Source organism: Luteolibacter yonseiensis, assembly GCF_016595465.1.
Classification (GTDB): domain Bacteria; phylum Verrucomicrobiota; class Verrucomicrobiia; order Verrucomicrobiales; family Akkermansiaceae; genus Luteolibacter; species Luteolibacter yonseiensis.
On sequence record NZ_JAENIK010000012.1, the window covers coordinates 115,100 to 129,477 of the forward strand.

The window sequence follows — 14,378 nt, forward strand, 5'->3', positions numbered from 1 at the left end:
CTGTAGGAAATGAAGATCATTCCAAGGCCTTGAGGTAGGCATTGCGGAGGGCGATGCTTTCAAGATTCTTCCGGTAGGTGAGGGGGGCCGTGTGCTCCGCCTTATCGCGGAGGATCAGGCTGTCGTTTTCCAGCGTTTCCAAGCGCGCCTGCTCGATGGAGATGCGGATGTCGAGAGCAGCGAGTGTCGCCTGAAGTTCTTCGGTGATTGCAGGAGAGGTCGATCGCATCAAATGCTCGCTCAGTTCCAAACGATCAGATCTTTTTATGTTTAAAGCATCCGATTGAATCGCAATTGCTGCCGCGGCCTGTGTGTAGTTGTTTTGATCCTCGTCGGCGACGAGGGAGGTCTCTTCGGCTTCCCTACGAGTGATTAAAGCTTTCGTATTGATTGTGGCGGCGGACCAGCGCTTTTGATTAAGTTTTAATGAATTTATGGATGTTTTTATATTTTCGTAAGCAGTAGTGGAAGAGGTGAGAAGTTTTTCGGAGGCTTCAACGTTGCCGCGGTTTTGAACGATCGTTTGTTCTGCGGGCTGAATCTTTGAGGAGGCTTCATTAACCAGTTTTCCGGCTTCTTCCGAAGTGGTCTGGGAAGCGGTAATTTGGGCTGTTTTATGCGCTTCAATCAATCGTTTGAGTTCGTTTTCTGACTCGCTGAGCGTATTTCTCGCCGCATCTCTGGCAGCGGTTTTTTCTGCGAGGTCTTTTTCGGATTCGGTGAGTTTTTGTTCCTGGTTGTTTATGGTTGAAGCGATTGTTTGAATTCGCGTCTCAATCAGTGAGGGGTTGTTTTTGATCTCGGTTAGCTTCTTTGAATCGGATGTTTGAAATGATTGTATGTTTCCGAGAGCGTCCCCGACAAACGCTTGTTTGCCTTCGAAATCAAGAGCGATGGCAGTGGGGAGGGCGGGGAGGTTTTGAACGAGATCGCGGGCGTGGCTGAAGTCCGGTTTCCAGAATTTGACCTTCATGTCGCGACCCGCGGAGACGGATGAGCCATCGCGGGCGAAGGCGAATGCAGTGACGCCACCGGGATGGGCGTCGATTTTTTTCACCTCGCTCCCGCCGTTCATTTCCCAAAACCGGAGGGTGCCGTCTTCGGATGCGGTGGCGAGAATGTTGGAGTCCGCGCGAAAGGCGGTGGCGGAGATGGCGGCCTGATGGGCGCGCAGGCTGTGGAATTCATTTCCGGATTCGCTCTCCCAGACGAAAACCCCGCCATTGCGGTCTCCGCTGGCGAGGAGCACGCCGTCGGACGAAAGATCGAGCGCGGTGATCCAGTCGGTATGTTTCTTGATGGATTTGACCAGCTCCCCGGTGCCGGTATTCCAGATTTTCAGCAGCCGGGATGGACCGCCGGTGGCGACAATGTCGAATCCGGGCCGGATGTCGGCGGCGAGGATGCTGTCGAATTCCTTGGCAGCGGTGAGCAGTCGGCTGCCGTTCGTGATGTCAAAGGTGATGGTGACTCCGGATTTGCCCGGCACTCCGCCTCCGACGATCAGGTAACGGCCGTCCGGAGTGAATGCCAGCGAGACAGGATCTCCTTCCGGAAAGGGGAGGATACCGGCAAGTTCGAGGCTGTCGGTATGGTAGAGCAGCACCTGGCGCTGCCCCGTGGCGGCCAGTAGCGGTGCCCAAGGAGAGCAGGCGAGCGCATGAACGGCCGCCGGGCGTGCGGTGATCACCGGTGGCTCGAGAAGCAGGTGCTCCGGCATGGGGGGCGGGCCGTCCGGTTTTGCGGCGGGATCGGACCGCAAGGTTGTTTCAAACTTGGGTTTGGACGCCTTGCGGGCCGAGGAGGATTTGTTTTCGAGAAGGCCTCCTTCTATCCAGCGTTTGAGGGTGTCGATCTGGGCGCTTGCCAGCTTGTCTCCCTCGGGCGGCATCTTCTTTTCGGAAGTATGCTGGACCGATCCCATGAGCATGCATCCCACGTCGCCCGGTTCGACGATTTTTCCACCGGATCCACCCTTCATCGAGGCCGCATAGGTGGAGAGATCCAGTCCGCCCTTGGCTTTGTCCGGATTGTGGCAGTTCAGGCAGGACTGCTGGAAAATCGGGAAAACGTGGTCGTCGTAGGTCGTCTTTTCCTGAGCGGAGGACCAGGAGGCGAGGGCGGTGAGGATGACGAGGGAACGAGGCATTCAGGGAAATCGGACGGAGATTCCCGTGAATACGGATGGGCGGGGGGAGTGTTTACGAAAGAATTCTTTGACGGCTTGCCGGCACGCGAGTGGAACTCCTGTCGATCTGTCCGGCACGCGAGGGGGTTGAGAGCAGACGGGGTTGCCTGTTTGTCGTTGTCCTATGGTTTTTACCGTTGCAGCCGGGTCAGCCGGAGTCAGGCCCTCCGACGGGTCAGCGGGCGGGAGCTTCGGCAAAGGTCCGGGCCTGGTTCCGCTTCCCGACCTCTTCCGGCATCCAGGTCCAGGGATTCACGCCTTTCTGGGTGAAGACGGCGAGGCCGATGACGCCGACATTGCGGGTGTCGCCGTGGCGGAGATTCGCATAGGAGTTTGAAACGCTTGAAAACTTGAAAGCTGCGACCGTGCTGCCGCTGGTGCGGAATCCTTCGATTTCAAGCGTGCTTCCCGGATTCACGATATAGCCGCGTTTGGAAAACGAGGCGGTCTTGCCGTCCATCACGTCCAAACCGTCCACGCTGGCGACGATTTCGAGGGCGGATTTCGAGCGGTTGCGGACGACGATGGTGTAGGTGGAGTTGGGGATGCCTTCGACGATGCGGCGTGGGTTGGTTTCGTAACTTGCAAATAGCCAGCCATTATAGCCCTCGTTGTAGCTGTCGAGAAACCCGGTACGTCCTTTCACACCCCACTCCACAAGTTCCCCCGCCGCGGTTTGCATTCCTTTGACGCGATAGGTTTCAGAGGTCATCGCCTTGATGCCCTTGCTGTCGTTGTAGTAAATGGCACTGATCCCCGCGGGTTTTGACGAAGCGCGGACAAAGGACTGATTGCCAAGGACGGACGTTTTTTCATTCCCCCAACCCGTAGCGAGGCCGGGACGGGCCTCTTCCCGGATGGAATCGGATTCGCCCGCGTTCCGTTGTCGGGCGGCCGAGGGGATGTTAGGGGAGGAACATGAAAAGAGGCCGGCCAAGGCGATGATCCCGGCTAGGAGGCGGGTGGGGTTGTGTTTCATAGTGCTGGAAAAACAGCATTTGGGAATCGGGCTGTCAAATTTAAATGCATTAAAAACAGCATTTAAATTGCATATTTTCCAGCATCTGGAAGATTGGCCGCGTGAAACGATTGGAAGACGGGCAGATTTCGAGAAGGGAGCGGCAGGTGATGGACATCCTGTTCCGTCTGGGCAAGGCCACCGCCGAGGAGGTTATGAAGGAACTGCCGGACCCGCCGAGCTATTCGGCGGTGCGGGCGTTGCTGGTGACTCTGGAAGGGAAGGAGCTGGTGAAGCACTCCAAGGATTCCCGGCGTTACGTTTATGAACCGACAGTGCCGGAGAAGAAGGCCAAGCGCACGGCGCTCAAACAGCTCATCGCCACGTTTTTCGAAGGGAGCCCGGAAAAGCTCGTCGCGTCATTGCTGGATCCGCAGGACCAGAAACTGAGCGGCGAGGAGATCGACCGGATCAGAAAGCTGATCGATGGAAAGGAATGATCACCATCGGTTCCATCTCCCGGGCCACCGCTTCCGAGGCATTCCCTTTCCTGGCTGAGAAATTCCCGGGACGGAGGAACGCGATCAAGGACTTCACCCATCTGGCTCCGGATTTCGTTTTTTGGATTTATCCGGATGGAACGCTATACGATGCGAAGGATGCCCATCGCAAGAATGTGCCGAAGGGGTATGAACACATCCTCAAGGATGAGCCGGACTACGGCGGTTTTTTGCGGGGCCGCGTGGCTTCCAACTTCGGTGACCAGTTGATCGTGATCTATTGCCGGCCGGAAGCTCTGGCCACGGATCGGCTGAAGATGGAGCAGTTTCTCGACGGCATTTCACAACTGCCTGTTCCTCATGCGGCGGACGCGCTGGTGATCAGTGACAATGCCGACATCTACGGGCTTGTCGCGGACATCGAATCCCGACTGGAACAAATTGAATAAAACAGACCATCAACCCGTCATTCCCTGATCTGTAGATCATGATAGCGATTCTCAGCTTCTCCACCATTGCCGCGCTGTTGGTGTTTGCCACCGGTAGGCGGGATCAGGCACGGGATCCGAGGCTTACCGTGCTTGTGCTGGGATTGCTGGCGGTTTTTCCCGTGTTGTGGCTTTTGCTGCCGAAATACAGTGTTCCGTTGGAGGTATCCGCAGGTGGTGGTGAGGCGGGGTTCCCGTGGATGAAGCTGCTGTTCTCGCTGTGGGCGGGAGGGTTTTTGATCAAGTCGGTGCAACTGGTGGTCGCGGCGTGGGAGATTTCGCGGTGGCGGCGACGCTCGGTGCTCATCAGCCGGCAGGATGGAGTGGAGATCCGGCGGCTCGATGGCCTGCGCGGACCAGTGGCTGCGGGGGTGTTTCGTCCGGTGGTGTTCGTTCCGGAAGCTTGGGACGGGTGGTCGGATGATTGCCGACGGATGGTACTGGAACACGAAATGGCGCATCATACCCGGCGTGATCCGCTGTGGCGCTGGATTGCTGAAATCTCCTGTGCTGTCAATGGAGGGAATCCGCTCGTGGGCTGGATCGCCCGGAGGCTGACGATGCAATGCGAGGTGGCGTGCGATGCGGCGGTGTTGAAAAATGGTGTTCCTGCCAAGGATTACGCGCATCTTCTGTGTGATTTCGCGGAGAAGCGGGCATCGGGAAAGCTCGCGCTTTCGATGTCCACGTCCTCCTCATTGGAAGATCGGGTCCGACGGCTGATGATACCCCGCCGGCAACTCGGGGCGGCTGGCATTTTCACCCTGGTGGCACTTGCGGTGATCGTCGCGGGTGGCCTCGCAATTTTCACCGCCGCGCCTGAAGCATCCCCGGTGACTTCAGACGAGGTCGAACTGAGATGGTCGGCGAATCCTTTTCCGGGCGGAAACTGAACCAATCACGCGTGTCCTTCTTCCGCGTCCATGACGTCGAAGAAGGTCTGGATGTCGTCACGGTCGGCGAATCCGGCCTCGGCCTTGGATTTCTCGAAACCGGTTGTCGCCGGATCACGCCAACCGCGTTTGGTGAGGAATGCGTTCCAGACCTCGATCTGCTCGGCGCTGGGCTGTTGTCCGTGTTTGAAACACCAGTCCAATATCTCGTCGTCGCTGCCGCCCTCGAGCACGCGTCCGCTCAGCGCTTCAAAGTCCACTCCGAGGAACTTGCACAGGCGGTCATCGAAGGTGCGGTTGCCCGGGACGATTCCGACGTGGTAACCTTCCGGCAATTTCCCTTCGGCATTCAGCCGGATCTTGTCAATGACGCGGGCGAGAACGACGATGCCGCCGGTCTGGTGGCGGGGGCTGCGGATGGGGAAACTCATTGGGAAAATGGTTAAGTTTGCTGAATTGTGGACTGAAGGATAACCGGCCTCCCGATCTTCTGACAATCCTTATTCCATAGGGGAAAAGGCGGTGTGTTCGGGAATGATTGAATCGTTCGTTTGACATCGCTGTTTCATCCGCTTGAGTCGGCACCGCCCATGCGTGAAATGACCATTCCCGAGTCCGGATCCAAAAGGAAATTGCTTGATGCCGCCGAGCTGCTGTTTGCCGAAAAAGGATTCGAAGCCGTTTCCGTCCGCGACATCACCCAATACGCGAAAACGAACGTCGCCGCGGTGAATTACCATTTCGGCAGCCGCGACAATCTGGTGGCCCTTGTCATGATGCGCTACATGACGCCGGTCACCGAGGAGCGGATCGAGCGCCTTAACACGCTTGAGAAACAATGGGGGAAAAAAGCCATTCCATTGGAGGAGATCATCGACGCGCTGGTGCGCCCGCTTGTCGGACAGGTGAAGAAATCCGAACTCGCCGAACGTTTGTTTTACAAGCTGACGGGCCGGATCTGCGCGGAGCAGGGCAATGGCCTGCCGCTTCAGGTCGAGGAGCAATTCCGCCAGTCCGGTGAACGGTTCAGCAAGGCGTTTGCGAAAGCCCTGCCCACCGTGCCGATGGAGGAGCTCGCGTGGCGCATTCATTTTGTCATCGGCGGCATGATCCACATGCTGACGCATCAGGAAATCCTTTCGCGCGTGAGCGGAGGTGTCTCGGGGGCGCCGTCGATGGAGGTCACTCTCAGCCGCTTCATCCGTTTCGCCGCCGCGGGATTGCGCGAGGGGACCCAGAAAGCTGGGGTGACCAAGGGTGAACCGGCCGAACCGGTGGCGGAGTCTGTGCCGGAAATCGAGGAAGAGATCGAAGAGGAAGTCGACGACTCACAAGGGATGTTCAATTTTTGAGCGATGCCGGAGGGGGAGCTCCGGAGGGAGGGCTCCCGACCGCTACGCGTCGAACAGCGCGCGCAACTCCTTTTCGATCGCCACAGCCGCTTCAGCGACGGTGATTTCCCGACCAGCCTCGTCGGCCAGGCAACTCATGCTCACGCCATCGATTCCACAAGGGGTGATGGCGAAGAACGGCGGGAGGCTTTCCTTTGTGATGTTGATGGCGAAGCCGTGCATGCTGATCCATTTCCTGACTCCCACGCCGATGGAGGCGAGCTTGCGGTTTTCCACCCAGACTCCGGTCAATCCCTCGCGTCGTCCCGCATCGACTCCGAACCGGTGGCAAGCCCGGATGAGAGCGTCCTCCAGCTTGCGCAGGTGCTCGTGCAGGTCCTTGCCGCGCGAGGTGAGATCGAGAATGGGATAGCCGACGAGCTGTCCGGGGCCGTGGAAGGTGGCTTGGCCGCCGCGGTTGATTTCGTGGACGGGGTAGGGGAGCGAGTTCGGGTTCCGCAGAGATGATTGGTCGCGCAGGCGCCCGATGGTGTAAACGGGCTCGTGCTCCAGAAGGAAGATCGTGTCCCGGCCCGAGCCGTCGAGGATGGAGGCGACCTGGGTCTCCTGAAGGCGGAGGCCGTCTTCGTATCCGATGGGGGCGGGGAGGTGGATGATTTCTAACATGATCAGACGAGGCGGCGTTCGAGGAGTTTTGCTTTGAGCGGATCGGAAGCCTGCAGGTGGGCCATTCCAATGGCGAGGGCGTCCGCCGCGTCCGCTGGCGGGGTTTCGGAAAGACCGAGAATGGCGCGGACCATGAAGGCGACCTGTTTCTTATCGGCGTTGCCATTGCCGACCACGGCCATCTTCACCTTTTTCGGAGAATATTCGTAAACCTTGAGCCCGTGGTCGGCGGCGGCGATGAGGGCTGCGGCGCGCGCGGCTCCCATGGAGATGGCGGTCTGGTGGGATTGGACATAGATGATCCCCTCGACGGCGATCTCGTCCGGTTGGAACTTCGTGATGATGTTCACCAGATGAGTGCGGATCGCCGACAACGCGGCGGATTGGGCGATGGCTTTCGGGATGGAAATGACGTCGAAGGCGAGCACCGTCGGCTTGCGCGGATCCCCCTCAAGCACGGCGTAGCCGGTGTTGCGGACGGCGGGATCGATGGAGAGGATGCGCATGGGATATTGTTTGAGAAATCCGGGTCAGGCCAGGTCATCGAGTGTCCGGGTGATCCATTCCGGATTGCGACGCAGGTCTAAAACAGCGTTCACAAATATGGAATCTGCGGAAACGCTGTAGTAGATGCCATAGGGAAAACGCTTCGAAAGGAGGCGGTGGAAGCTTCCGAAATGTATCGCATGGATGCCCCCATACAATTGGAGCGAATCAATCTCTGAATAGAGCGTTTCCAAAAAGCAGTCTCCAAGTCCGCTTTCCCGGGATTCGTAGAAATGGAATCCGCTCCTCAGATCGGCAAGGGCGGAGGGCTGAATCGAAATCCTCACCGTAACTCGTCACGGAGTAGTTTTTTGGCCATTTCCCAATCGAGGTAGGTTTCCTCACCGGACGAAATCAGGCGGGTCCTCTCCGCAAGCACTTCGCCGTGCCAGTCCGGGGATGGGACATCATTCTCGCCGTTTGACAGATCATGCCAGAGATTTTCCATGAGCCTCAGTTTCTCCGAGGTGGTCATTCGTCCCAAATCCAAGGTCACTGCCATGCTTGATTCCTACCCGAACCAGGCTGAAAATCAACGTCTCTTTTTCCCACCGCCGCCGACCTTCTTGCGGCGGACTGGCTTGATCGGGGAATCGTCGAGCAGCGCGGTGTAGATGTAGTTGAAGTTTTCCAACTTCCGGCGCGGGATTTCCTTATCGATGAAAATTTCCACGGACTTCGCGTAATCCAGTTCGTCCGCGGTGAGAATGGTGAACGCGTCGCCCTCGGCGGACGCGCGGCCGGTCCGGCCGATGCGGTGGACGTAGTCCTCGGCATTTTCCGGGACGCGGTAGTTGATGACGTGGGAGACGCCGGAAATGTCAATGCCGCGGGCGGCCACATCGGTGGCGACGAGGATCTCGTAGTCTCCGGCCTTGAATCCTGCGAGGGCTTTCATGCGGTCCACCTGGTTGATGTCCGAGTGCATGGCGGCGACCTTCGGCTGGCCGGTGGACTTGATGAGCTGGGTGAGCTGGTCCGCTTCCTTGCGGGTGCGGGTGAAGATCATGACCGAGTGGTATTCGGTCTGTTTGAGGAGGTCGAGCAGCAGCTCGTCCCGCTGGTCCATGGCCACGGGGTAGAACGCGTGGGTGACGCTCGTCGGGATGGAGGTGCGGGCGATCTCGATGCTCTGGGGATCCGTGAGGCACCACTGGGCGAAGGTCTGGATGGCCGGTGGCATGGTGGCCGAGAAAAACAGCGTCTGGCGGCCTTCCCACGGGCAGAGATTGACGATTTTCCGCACCTGCGGGAGGAATCCCATGTCCAGCATGCGGTCCACCTCGTCCAGGATCAGCACCTTGATCTCACCGAAACGCATCGTGGTGCGGTAGAAATGGTCCACGAGGCGGCCCGGGGTGGCGACGACGATATCGGCACCGGCGGCGAGCGCTTCTGACTGGGCTCCAAGGCCGACGCCGCCGTAGAGCAGGGCGACCTTCATGCCGGTGTGCTTGCCGTATTTTTCAAATTGTTCGGCGACCTGGTGGGCCAGTTCGCGCGTGGGTTCGAGCACGAGAATCTGCGGTTTTCCCATCTTTTCCACTTTGGAAAGGGAGGGCAGCGCGAACGCCGCCGTCTTGCCGGTTCCCGTCTGGGACGCGCCGATGACGTCTTTCCCCTCGAGAATAATCGGAATCGCCTGCGCCTGAATCGGTGTAGGTGTGGTGTAACCGGATTGCTCGATGGCTTCCAGAACGGCTGCGGAGAGCCCAAGTGTGTCAAATCCCATGCGGCGGCCTAGGTAATGGGCCGCGCCTTCCGGGTCAAGATGCGATTCTCACGTGAAAAATCACGCATCGGCCCGAAAATTGTAAAGGAATGGAAAATGCGGTTGGCACCATGCGCGAAAAGGTCTGTTATTCATGGAGAAGGTCAACCTCCCCGAATCCCATGTCACAGGCCATCATCGACCCCGAGGAAGTCCGGCGTTTCGCCGCGGAGCTGAAGCGCTTCAACGGCGACCTGCGCGAGCGAACCGGCTCGCTGATGGCCCGCTTCACCGCGCTTGGCGACACCTGGCAGGATCAGGAACAGGAAAAATTCTCCGCCGAGTTCATCCAGCTCATGAAGACATTGAAATCATTTCTGGAGCTCTCCGACCGGCACACCCCCTACCTCCTGCGCAAGGCGGAACGCATCCAGCAGTACCTCGACCAGCGCTGAATCCCCCGATGTCCGACCAAGTCCAGATTTCCTCCATTGACGCGCTCGAAGCGTTCCGGGCGGATCTGATCCAATACATCGCCAAGGCGCGCGTCGCTCTGGAGGACATGGAGGGCGACGTCCGCCGGACACGGACATGGCTGGATACCGACCGCACGCAATACTGGGGAGGGCAGATGAAATTGTGGACCAAGAACCTCCATCAGGCCGAAGAGGAGCTCTACAGCGCGAATCTGACAAATCCCCAGGCCAGCAACGCGTTTCAGAAAATGGCGGTGCTCAAGGCACGCCGGAAAGTCGAGGATGCGGAGGAGAAGCTGCGCGTGCTCAAGAAGTGGCGGCAGACGTTCGAAAACCGGGCCACGCCCCTGCTGCGCCAGTTGGATCCCATGTTCTTCCTCGTCGGCCAGCAACTGCCGAAGGGAGTGCATTCTTTGGGCGAGTCGATCAAGGCCCTTCAGGCCTATGCCGAGAAAGCCGCTCCGGCGCCGTCTTCCGCCCCGGCTCCGCCCGAACAAGGAGGTGGACCATGAGCATGTCCGGCAGCAAGGGCCTGCTCACGCTGGCCACACGCAATCTTCAGGCCCGCTGGGAAGAGACCCGTTTCTCGTGGCGGGACCGCAAGGCCCGGGAGTTCGAGGAATTGTATCTTGAAGAGCTGATGACGAGTGTGAATTCCGCGCTCCGCGTCATCGACGAACTCGATAAATTGTTAGAGAAAGTTCATGCAGACTGCGAGTGAATCCATCGCCTTTGGTGCCGTGCGGGCGCAGCTCGGGCTCCTTGAATCCGCCATCGCCGCCGTGACGGAAAGCGAGCGGGAACTGATCAGGAACCGGGCGGAACGCCATACCACCGTGCGCCGGGAGATCATCCGGCGTGAGGAGGGTGACGCCGGAAAGGCCGAGTCCCGGTTGCGGGAACTCGCGTCCCAACGGACGCACGACCTCGAACTGGAGGATGCGGCATACGAAACACGCAAGCTGCGGATCCAAACCGCCTACCATGCCGGCCGCTCGTCGTTGTCAGACAAAACGCAAGGCGCGAAGGACCGCCGAATCGGCCAGGTGCATGGCACCATCATGCGCAACAGGCAGGCCCGCGAGCAGGAACTCGCGGAAGCCAAAGAAGCGCACCTGTCATTTCAAAAGTTGCTGGACGAGGACCGGACAATCCGTCGCGAGCTGAGGAAATCCGTGCTCGCCGCGTTTCGCAGCTACCGGCCTCTGCTGGAGAGCCGCTTCCACAGCAGATCTGGAGAGGGGGAATCCGGAGTTCCGGACCGGCTGCGGCAAGGCGCGTTGGACAAGCTGGCGGATTCCCGGAACGCGCTGGAAGCGGCGCGCGGGCTGCCCCTGCCGAAATTTTTCCGCTACGTGCCCATGAGCCTGCTTCTGGCGGTGATCGCCGGCATGCATGTCTGGTATGCCATGCGTCCGGGCGCGGCGGGATTCGGCCCTGTCATGCCGTCACTTGTGATTTCCGCTGTGGTGGTGATCACGCTCTGGTTGATCGGCTTGCTCACCTCGCTCGCCACCATCCGGCGGGCGGCGGCGTCTCTGAACGCCGCGGGTGCTTTGGAGGTTTCCGCGGAAAAAGAGTCCGCGGCACGGCTTGCCGCACTGGAGACCGAGATCCATGAAGAGCATGAGGCGGAGGGCAAGAATCTCAGCGAGACCTTCCGTGAATCCGATACCGAGTGGAAAGCCCGCCTTGCCGAGGGACAGCAAAAACTCGAACGCCAGTTCGCCAGGCTTCCGGCTATGGCTGAGAAACTCCACGTCCGCAGGCTGGCGAAGATCGCCGCCGCATATGAGCAGGCGCTCGTGCGGGCCCGGTCCGATGCGGATGAACGCACTCGTATGGCGGAGTCCGCCAGAGCCCGGCTGAACGAAGCGATCGACGCGAATGTGGACGCGAAGATTTCCGCGCTGTCGGAACCGTGGGCGAGGGAAGTGATTCCGACGTATTCGTCATTGGTCGCCTTGGAAAACAAATCGCATTCGCAGTTCCCGGCATGGACGACAGGAGTTTGTGAAAACTGGACTCCTCCTGCCGATGCGCCGGATGCGGTCCGGATCGGCGGCATGCCGGTGGACGTTTCGACATTCGTGGGCGGGTTGCCGCATGATGCCCGTCTCGCACTACCGGATGCCGGGAAACTCAGTGTCCCATTTTCACTGGGCTTTCCGGAACACGGTTCGCTGCTGTTGGAAAGCGATGGGGCGGGCGAGGCGACGCGGGTCCTCGGTGGCATCGCACTGCGGCTGCTGGCCGCCCATCCTCCCGGGCGCGCTTCATTTGTTTTCATCGATCCCGTGGGGCTTGGCAAAGACTTCGCCGGGTTGATGCATCTCGCGGACTATGAGGAAACGCTCATCCACCACCGCATCTGGACACAGGGCACGCAGATCGAGGAACGTCTGGCCGAACTGAACGAACACATCGAGAAGGTCATCCAGATGTATCTCCGCAACGAGTATGCCACGCTCGCGGAATACAATGAACAAGCCGGAACGATCGCTGAAAAGTCGCGCTTCCTGGTCATCGCGGGATTTCCTGCGGCGTTCAGTGAGACGGCCTGCAGGCGGTTGCTGTCCATCGCTTCCAGCGGCCCGCGCTGTGGCGTGCATCTGCTCATCCAGCGGGACATGCGCGTGCCGTTCGCCGATGTGGCGCTGGAGCATGAACTCCGCCGCGCCTGCCTTCGGGTGGGTTTGAAGGACGGTGTGTTCCACCTGGCGGACGCTCCACATGGCGCGGATGTGGTGGTGTTCGACCCGCCTCCGACGGCGGAAGACGCGGTCACGCTGGTGCACCGCATCGGCAAGGCGAGCATCGATTCGAACCGGGTGCAGGTACCGTTTTCACACATCGCGCCCCCGGCTGGCGAGGTCTGGAAATCGGTGACCACTGAAGAACTCCGCGTCCCCATCGGCCGCACGGGGGCGAAGAAGCTCCAGATGCTCGCCATCGGCAAGGGAACCCGCCAGCACGCTCTGGTCGCGGGCAAGACCGGCTCGGGAAAATCCACTTTGTTCCACGTCATTATTACGAACCTCGCGCTGTGGAGCAGCCCGGAGGAGGTGGAGTTCTATCTCATCGATTTCAAAAAAGGCGTGGAATTCAAATGCTACGCCGAGAAGCAGCTGCCGCACGCGCGCGTCATCGCCATCGAGAGCGACCGTGCGTTCGCGCTCAGCGTGCTCCAGCGCATCGATGCGGAGCTGAAGCACCGTGGAGAGCTTTTCCGCAAGGCCGGGGCACAGGATCTGGCCGGCTACAAGCGCGCTCCCGGCCATGAACCGATGCCCCGGAGCCTGTTGTTGATCGACGAATTCCAGGAATTCTTCACCGAAGACGATGCGGTGGCCCAGGAGGCGTCCCTTCTCCTGGACCGCATCGTCCGGCAGGGCCGGGCCTTCGGCATCCACGTCATCCTCGGTTCCCAAACGTTGGGCGGAGCCTACACGCTTGCCCGCGCTACGCTGGGACAGATGGTCATCCGCATCGCGCTCCAGTGCAATGAGGCGGACGCGCATCTCATCATGGATGACGACAATCCCGCACCGAGGATGCTCACCCGTCCGGGCGAGGGAATCTACAACGACCAGGCCGGGGCGTTGGCGGCGAACAGTCCGTTCCAGATCGTCTGGTTGCCGGAAGACGAACGGGACGCCGTGCTGGACCAGGTGAACGCGCTCGCGAGAAAGGATGGCCGGGTGCCGCAGATCCCGCTGGTTTTCGAGGGGAATGCTCCGGCGGACATCCGGGCCAATCAGACGATCAAGGAACTGCGGACCAACACGCCAACCGCCCGCCCGGTGAAAGCCCGGAGCTGGCTCGGTGCTCCCAATTCCATCAAGGGGCCGACGGAAGCCGTCTTCCAGCGCCAGAGCGGCAGCCACCTGCTGGCCGTCGGCCAGTCGTCGGAGCGGGCATTGTCCTTGCTCGCCATCAGCATCGTGGCGCTCGCCGCACAGTACCCGGCAGGGCAGGTGGAGTTCGTGGTGCTTGATCCCCATGCGTATGATAATGGATCCGGCGGGTGTTTCCAAAAAATCGCCTCAGGGCTTTCTCAAAAAATCCGTATCGGCGGTCTGGCGGAGATCCCCTCGCTGCTCGGAGAATTGGCGTCCGAGCTGGAAGCCCGCGCACCCTCGTCCGGCCGGGCGGCACCGGAGGTGTTTCTCATCATTCACGATCTGCAGCGTTTCAAATCACTTCGACCTGATGACGAGTTCCGCTTTTCGATGGATGAGGACTCCGCAGTCACTCCGGCACAAGCTCTCGCGAACTTGTTGGGGGAGGGGGGGGCCGTGGGCATGCATGTCCTGGCTTCAATCGATACCTGGAACAACGTGAGCCGCTGGATACCAAGAAAACTGCTGGCGGAGTTTGAAATGCGGGTGTTGTTCCAGATGAGCGCGGGTGATTCCTCGAACCTCATCGATTCCCCCGCCGCGGCGACGCTCGGCCTGCATCGGGCCCTTTTCCACAACGAGCACCACGGCACGTTGGAAACCTTCAGACCCTATGCGATGCCGGATGACGAGTGGCTGGCCGGGGATGAATCATGACGGATGATGTTGCGTTGGTTGGCTTGCCCGTCGGTTGCCGG

General features: G+C 59.7%; 15 protein-coding genes and 1 pseudogene. 8 read left to right on the top strand and 8 right to left on the bottom strand.

Translation table 11 applies throughout. The annotated features are described in order from the left end of the window. Positions 1-16: 16 nt before the first annotated feature. The 3 genes and pseudogenes from JIN84_RS16305 to JIN84_RS16310 all read right to left on the bottom strand — a co-directional run bounded on the left by JIN84_RS16305 (position 17) and on the right by JIN84_RS16310 (position 3,167). Positions 17-1,720, bottom strand: a complete 1,704-nt coding sequence (locus JIN84_RS16305; RefSeq protein ID WP_234043543.1) for a WD40 repeat domain-containing protein — start codon at positions 1,718-1,720, stop codon at positions 17-19. A 168-nt stretch (positions 1,721-1,888) separates the two neighbouring features. Continuing rightward, a pseudogene (locus JIN84_RS23540) lies at positions 1,889-2,149 on the bottom strand (c-type cytochrome domain-containing protein); the annotation flags it as partial. A gap of 214 nt (positions 2,150-2,363) precedes the next feature. Beyond that, on the bottom strand, positions 2,364-3,167 hold the full coding sequence (locus JIN84_RS16310) for a hypothetical protein (RefSeq protein WP_200352134.1): 804 nt from the start codon (positions 3,165-3,167) through the stop codon (positions 2,364-2,366). Positions 3,168-3,268: 101 nt separating this feature from the next. On the opposite strand from JIN84_RS16310, the gene JIN84_RS16315 reads away from it, so the two are divergent. Genes JIN84_RS16315 through JIN84_RS16325 form a run of 3 tightly spaced genes read left to right on the top strand, consistent with a single transcriptional unit; the run spans position 3,269 to position 5,027 of the window. Then, positions 3,269-3,646: a BlaI/MecI/CopY family transcriptional regulator gene (locus JIN84_RS16315; RefSeq protein WP_200352135.1), complete on the top strand. Its 378-nt coding sequence runs from the start codon at positions 3,269-3,271 to the stop codon at positions 3,644-3,646. Further along, positions 3,643-4,095 carry a hypothetical protein gene (locus tag JIN84_RS16320; RefSeq protein WP_200352136.1) on the top strand — a complete coding sequence of 151 codons (453 nt, stop codon included), beginning with the start codon at positions 3,643-3,645 and terminating at the stop codon, positions 4,093-4,095. The genes JIN84_RS16315 and JIN84_RS16320 overlap by 4 nt, the downstream gene beginning before the upstream one ends. A gap of 38 nt (positions 4,096-4,133) precedes the next feature. Further along, the gene (locus tag JIN84_RS16325) at positions 4,134-5,027 is read left to right on the top strand and encodes a M56 family metallopeptidase (RefSeq protein ID WP_200352137.1); all 894 of its coding nucleotides are present in this window, start codon (positions 4,134-4,136) and stop codon (positions 5,025-5,027) included. A 5-nt stretch (positions 5,028-5,032) separates the two neighbouring features. Here JIN84_RS16325 and JIN84_RS16330 read toward each other — a convergent pair whose 3' ends face one another. After that, a complete protein-coding gene (locus tag JIN84_RS16330) occupies positions 5,033-5,458 on the bottom strand; it encodes a DUF5069 domain-containing protein (protein ID WP_200352138.1) in 426 nt (141 codons plus the stop codon). 159 nt (positions 5,459-5,617) lie between these two features. Between JIN84_RS16330 and JIN84_RS16335 the strand changes: the two genes are divergently transcribed. Beyond that, a complete protein-coding gene (locus tag JIN84_RS16335) occupies positions 5,618-6,379 on the top strand; it encodes a TetR/AcrR family transcriptional regulator (RefSeq protein ID WP_200352139.1) in 762 nt (253 codons plus the stop codon). 42 nt (positions 6,380-6,421) lie between these two features. Here JIN84_RS16335 and lipB read toward each other — a convergent pair whose 3' ends face one another. The 4 genes from lipB to JIN84_RS16355 all read right to left on the bottom strand — a co-directional run bounded on the left by lipB (position 6,422) and on the right by JIN84_RS16355 (position 9,323). Next, positions 6,422-7,045 carry a lipoyl(octanoyl) transferase LipB gene (lipB, locus tag JIN84_RS16340; RefSeq protein WP_200352140.1) on the bottom strand — a complete coding sequence of 208 codons (624 nt, stop codon included), beginning with the start codon at positions 7,043-7,045 and terminating at the stop codon, positions 6,422-6,424. 2 nt (positions 7,046-7,047) lie between these two features. Next, entirely contained in the window at positions 7,048-7,551 is a 504-nt protein-coding gene (gene ruvC / locus JIN84_RS16345) for a crossover junction endodeoxyribonuclease RuvC (RefSeq protein ID WP_200352141.1), read from the bottom strand. Positions 7,552-7,874: 323 nt separating this feature from the next. After that, positions 7,875-8,093 (bottom strand): addiction module protein, encoded by a 219-nt coding sequence (locus tag JIN84_RS16350; RefSeq protein ID WP_200352142.1) that lies wholly within the window; start codon positions 8,091-8,093, stop codon positions 7,875-7,877. Positions 8,094-8,123: 30 nt separating this feature from the next. After that, complete coding sequence (locus JIN84_RS16355) at positions 8,124-9,323, bottom strand: DEAD/DEAH box helicase (RefSeq protein ID WP_200352143.1); 1,200 nt, start codon at positions 9,321-9,323, stop codon at positions 8,124-8,126. Positions 9,324-9,484: 161 nt separating this feature from the next. Between JIN84_RS16355 and JIN84_RS16360 the strand changes: the two genes are divergently transcribed. The 4 genes from JIN84_RS16360 to JIN84_RS16375 are packed head-to-tail and all read left to right on the top strand — an operon-like array spanning position 9,485 to position 14,337. Next, positions 9,485-9,757 carry a WXG100 family type VII secretion target gene (locus JIN84_RS16360; protein WP_200352144.1) on the top strand — a complete coding sequence of 91 codons (273 nt, stop codon included), beginning with the start codon at positions 9,485-9,487 and terminating at the stop codon, positions 9,755-9,757. An 8-nt stretch (positions 9,758-9,765) separates the two neighbouring features. Next, positions 9,766-10,290 carry a hypothetical protein gene (locus JIN84_RS16365; RefSeq protein ID WP_200352145.1) on the top strand — a complete coding sequence of 175 codons (525 nt, stop codon included), beginning with the start codon at positions 9,766-9,768 and terminating at the stop codon, positions 10,288-10,290. A 2-nt stretch (positions 10,291-10,292) separates the two neighbouring features. Next, complete coding sequence (locus JIN84_RS16370) at positions 10,293-10,499, top strand: hypothetical protein (protein ID WP_234043544.1); 207 nt, start codon at positions 10,293-10,295, stop codon at positions 10,497-10,499. Further along, the gene (locus JIN84_RS16375) at positions 10,483-14,337 is read left to right on the top strand and encodes an FtsK/SpoIIIE domain-containing protein (RefSeq protein WP_200352147.1); all 3,855 of its coding nucleotides are present in this window, start codon (positions 10,483-10,485) and stop codon (positions 14,335-14,337) included. The genes JIN84_RS16370 and JIN84_RS16375 overlap by 17 nt, the downstream gene beginning before the upstream one ends. Positions 14,338-14,378 lie beyond the last annotated feature (41 nt).

What these genes read in the sequence shown, in the direction of transcription:
- JIN84_RS16350 (WP_200352142.1), bottom strand. Translation starts at nt 8,093, where the DNA reads ATGGCAGTGACCTTGGATTTGGGACGAATGACCACCTCGGAGAAACTG.
- JIN84_RS16320 (WP_200352136.1), top strand. Translation starts at nt 3,643, where the DNA reads ATGATCACCATCGGTTCCATCTCCCGGGCCACCGCTTCCGAGGCATTC.
- JIN84_RS16330 (WP_200352138.1), bottom strand. Translation starts at nt 5,458, where the DNA reads ATGAGTTTCCCCATCCGCAGCCCCCGCCACCAGACCGGCGGCATCGTC.
- lipB (WP_200352140.1), bottom strand. Translation starts at nt 7,045, where the DNA reads ATGTTAGAAATCATCCACCTCCCCGCCCCCATCGGATACGAAGACGGC.
- JIN84_RS16355 (WP_200352143.1), bottom strand. Translation starts at nt 9,323, where the DNA reads ATGGGATTTGACACACTTGGGCTCTCCGCAGCCGTTCTGGAAGCCATC.
- JIN84_RS16365 (WP_200352145.1), top strand. Translation starts at nt 9,766, where the DNA reads ATGTCCGACCAAGTCCAGATTTCCTCCATTGACGCGCTCGAAGCGTTC.
- JIN84_RS16375 (WP_200352147.1), top strand. Translation starts at nt 10,483, where the DNA reads ATGCAGACTGCGAGTGAATCCATCGCCTTTGGTGCCGTGCGGGCGCAG.
- JIN84_RS16325 (WP_200352137.1), top strand. Translation starts at nt 4,134, where the DNA reads ATGATAGCGATTCTCAGCTTCTCCACCATTGCCGCGCTGTTGGTGTTT.
- JIN84_RS16310 (WP_200352134.1), bottom strand. Translation starts at nt 3,167, where the DNA reads ATGAAACACAACCCCACCCGCCTCCTAGCCGGGATCATCGCCTTGGCC.
- JIN84_RS16305 (WP_234043543.1), bottom strand. Translation starts at nt 1,720, where the DNA reads ATGCCGGAGCACCTGCTTCTCGAGCCACCGGTGATCACCGCACGCCCG.
- JIN84_RS16370 (WP_234043544.1), top strand. Translation starts at nt 10,293, where the DNA reads ATGTCCGGCAGCAAGGGCCTGCTCACGCTGGCCACACGCAATCTTCAG.
- JIN84_RS16335 (WP_200352139.1), top strand. Translation starts at nt 5,618, where the DNA reads ATGCGTGAAATGACCATTCCCGAGTCCGGATCCAAAAGGAAATTGCTT.
- ruvC (WP_200352141.1), bottom strand. Translation starts at nt 7,551, where the DNA reads ATGCGCATCCTCTCCATCGATCCCGCCGTCCGCAACACCGGCTACGCC.
- JIN84_RS16360 (WP_200352144.1), top strand. Translation starts at nt 9,485, where the DNA reads ATGTCACAGGCCATCATCGACCCCGAGGAAGTCCGGCGTTTCGCCGCG.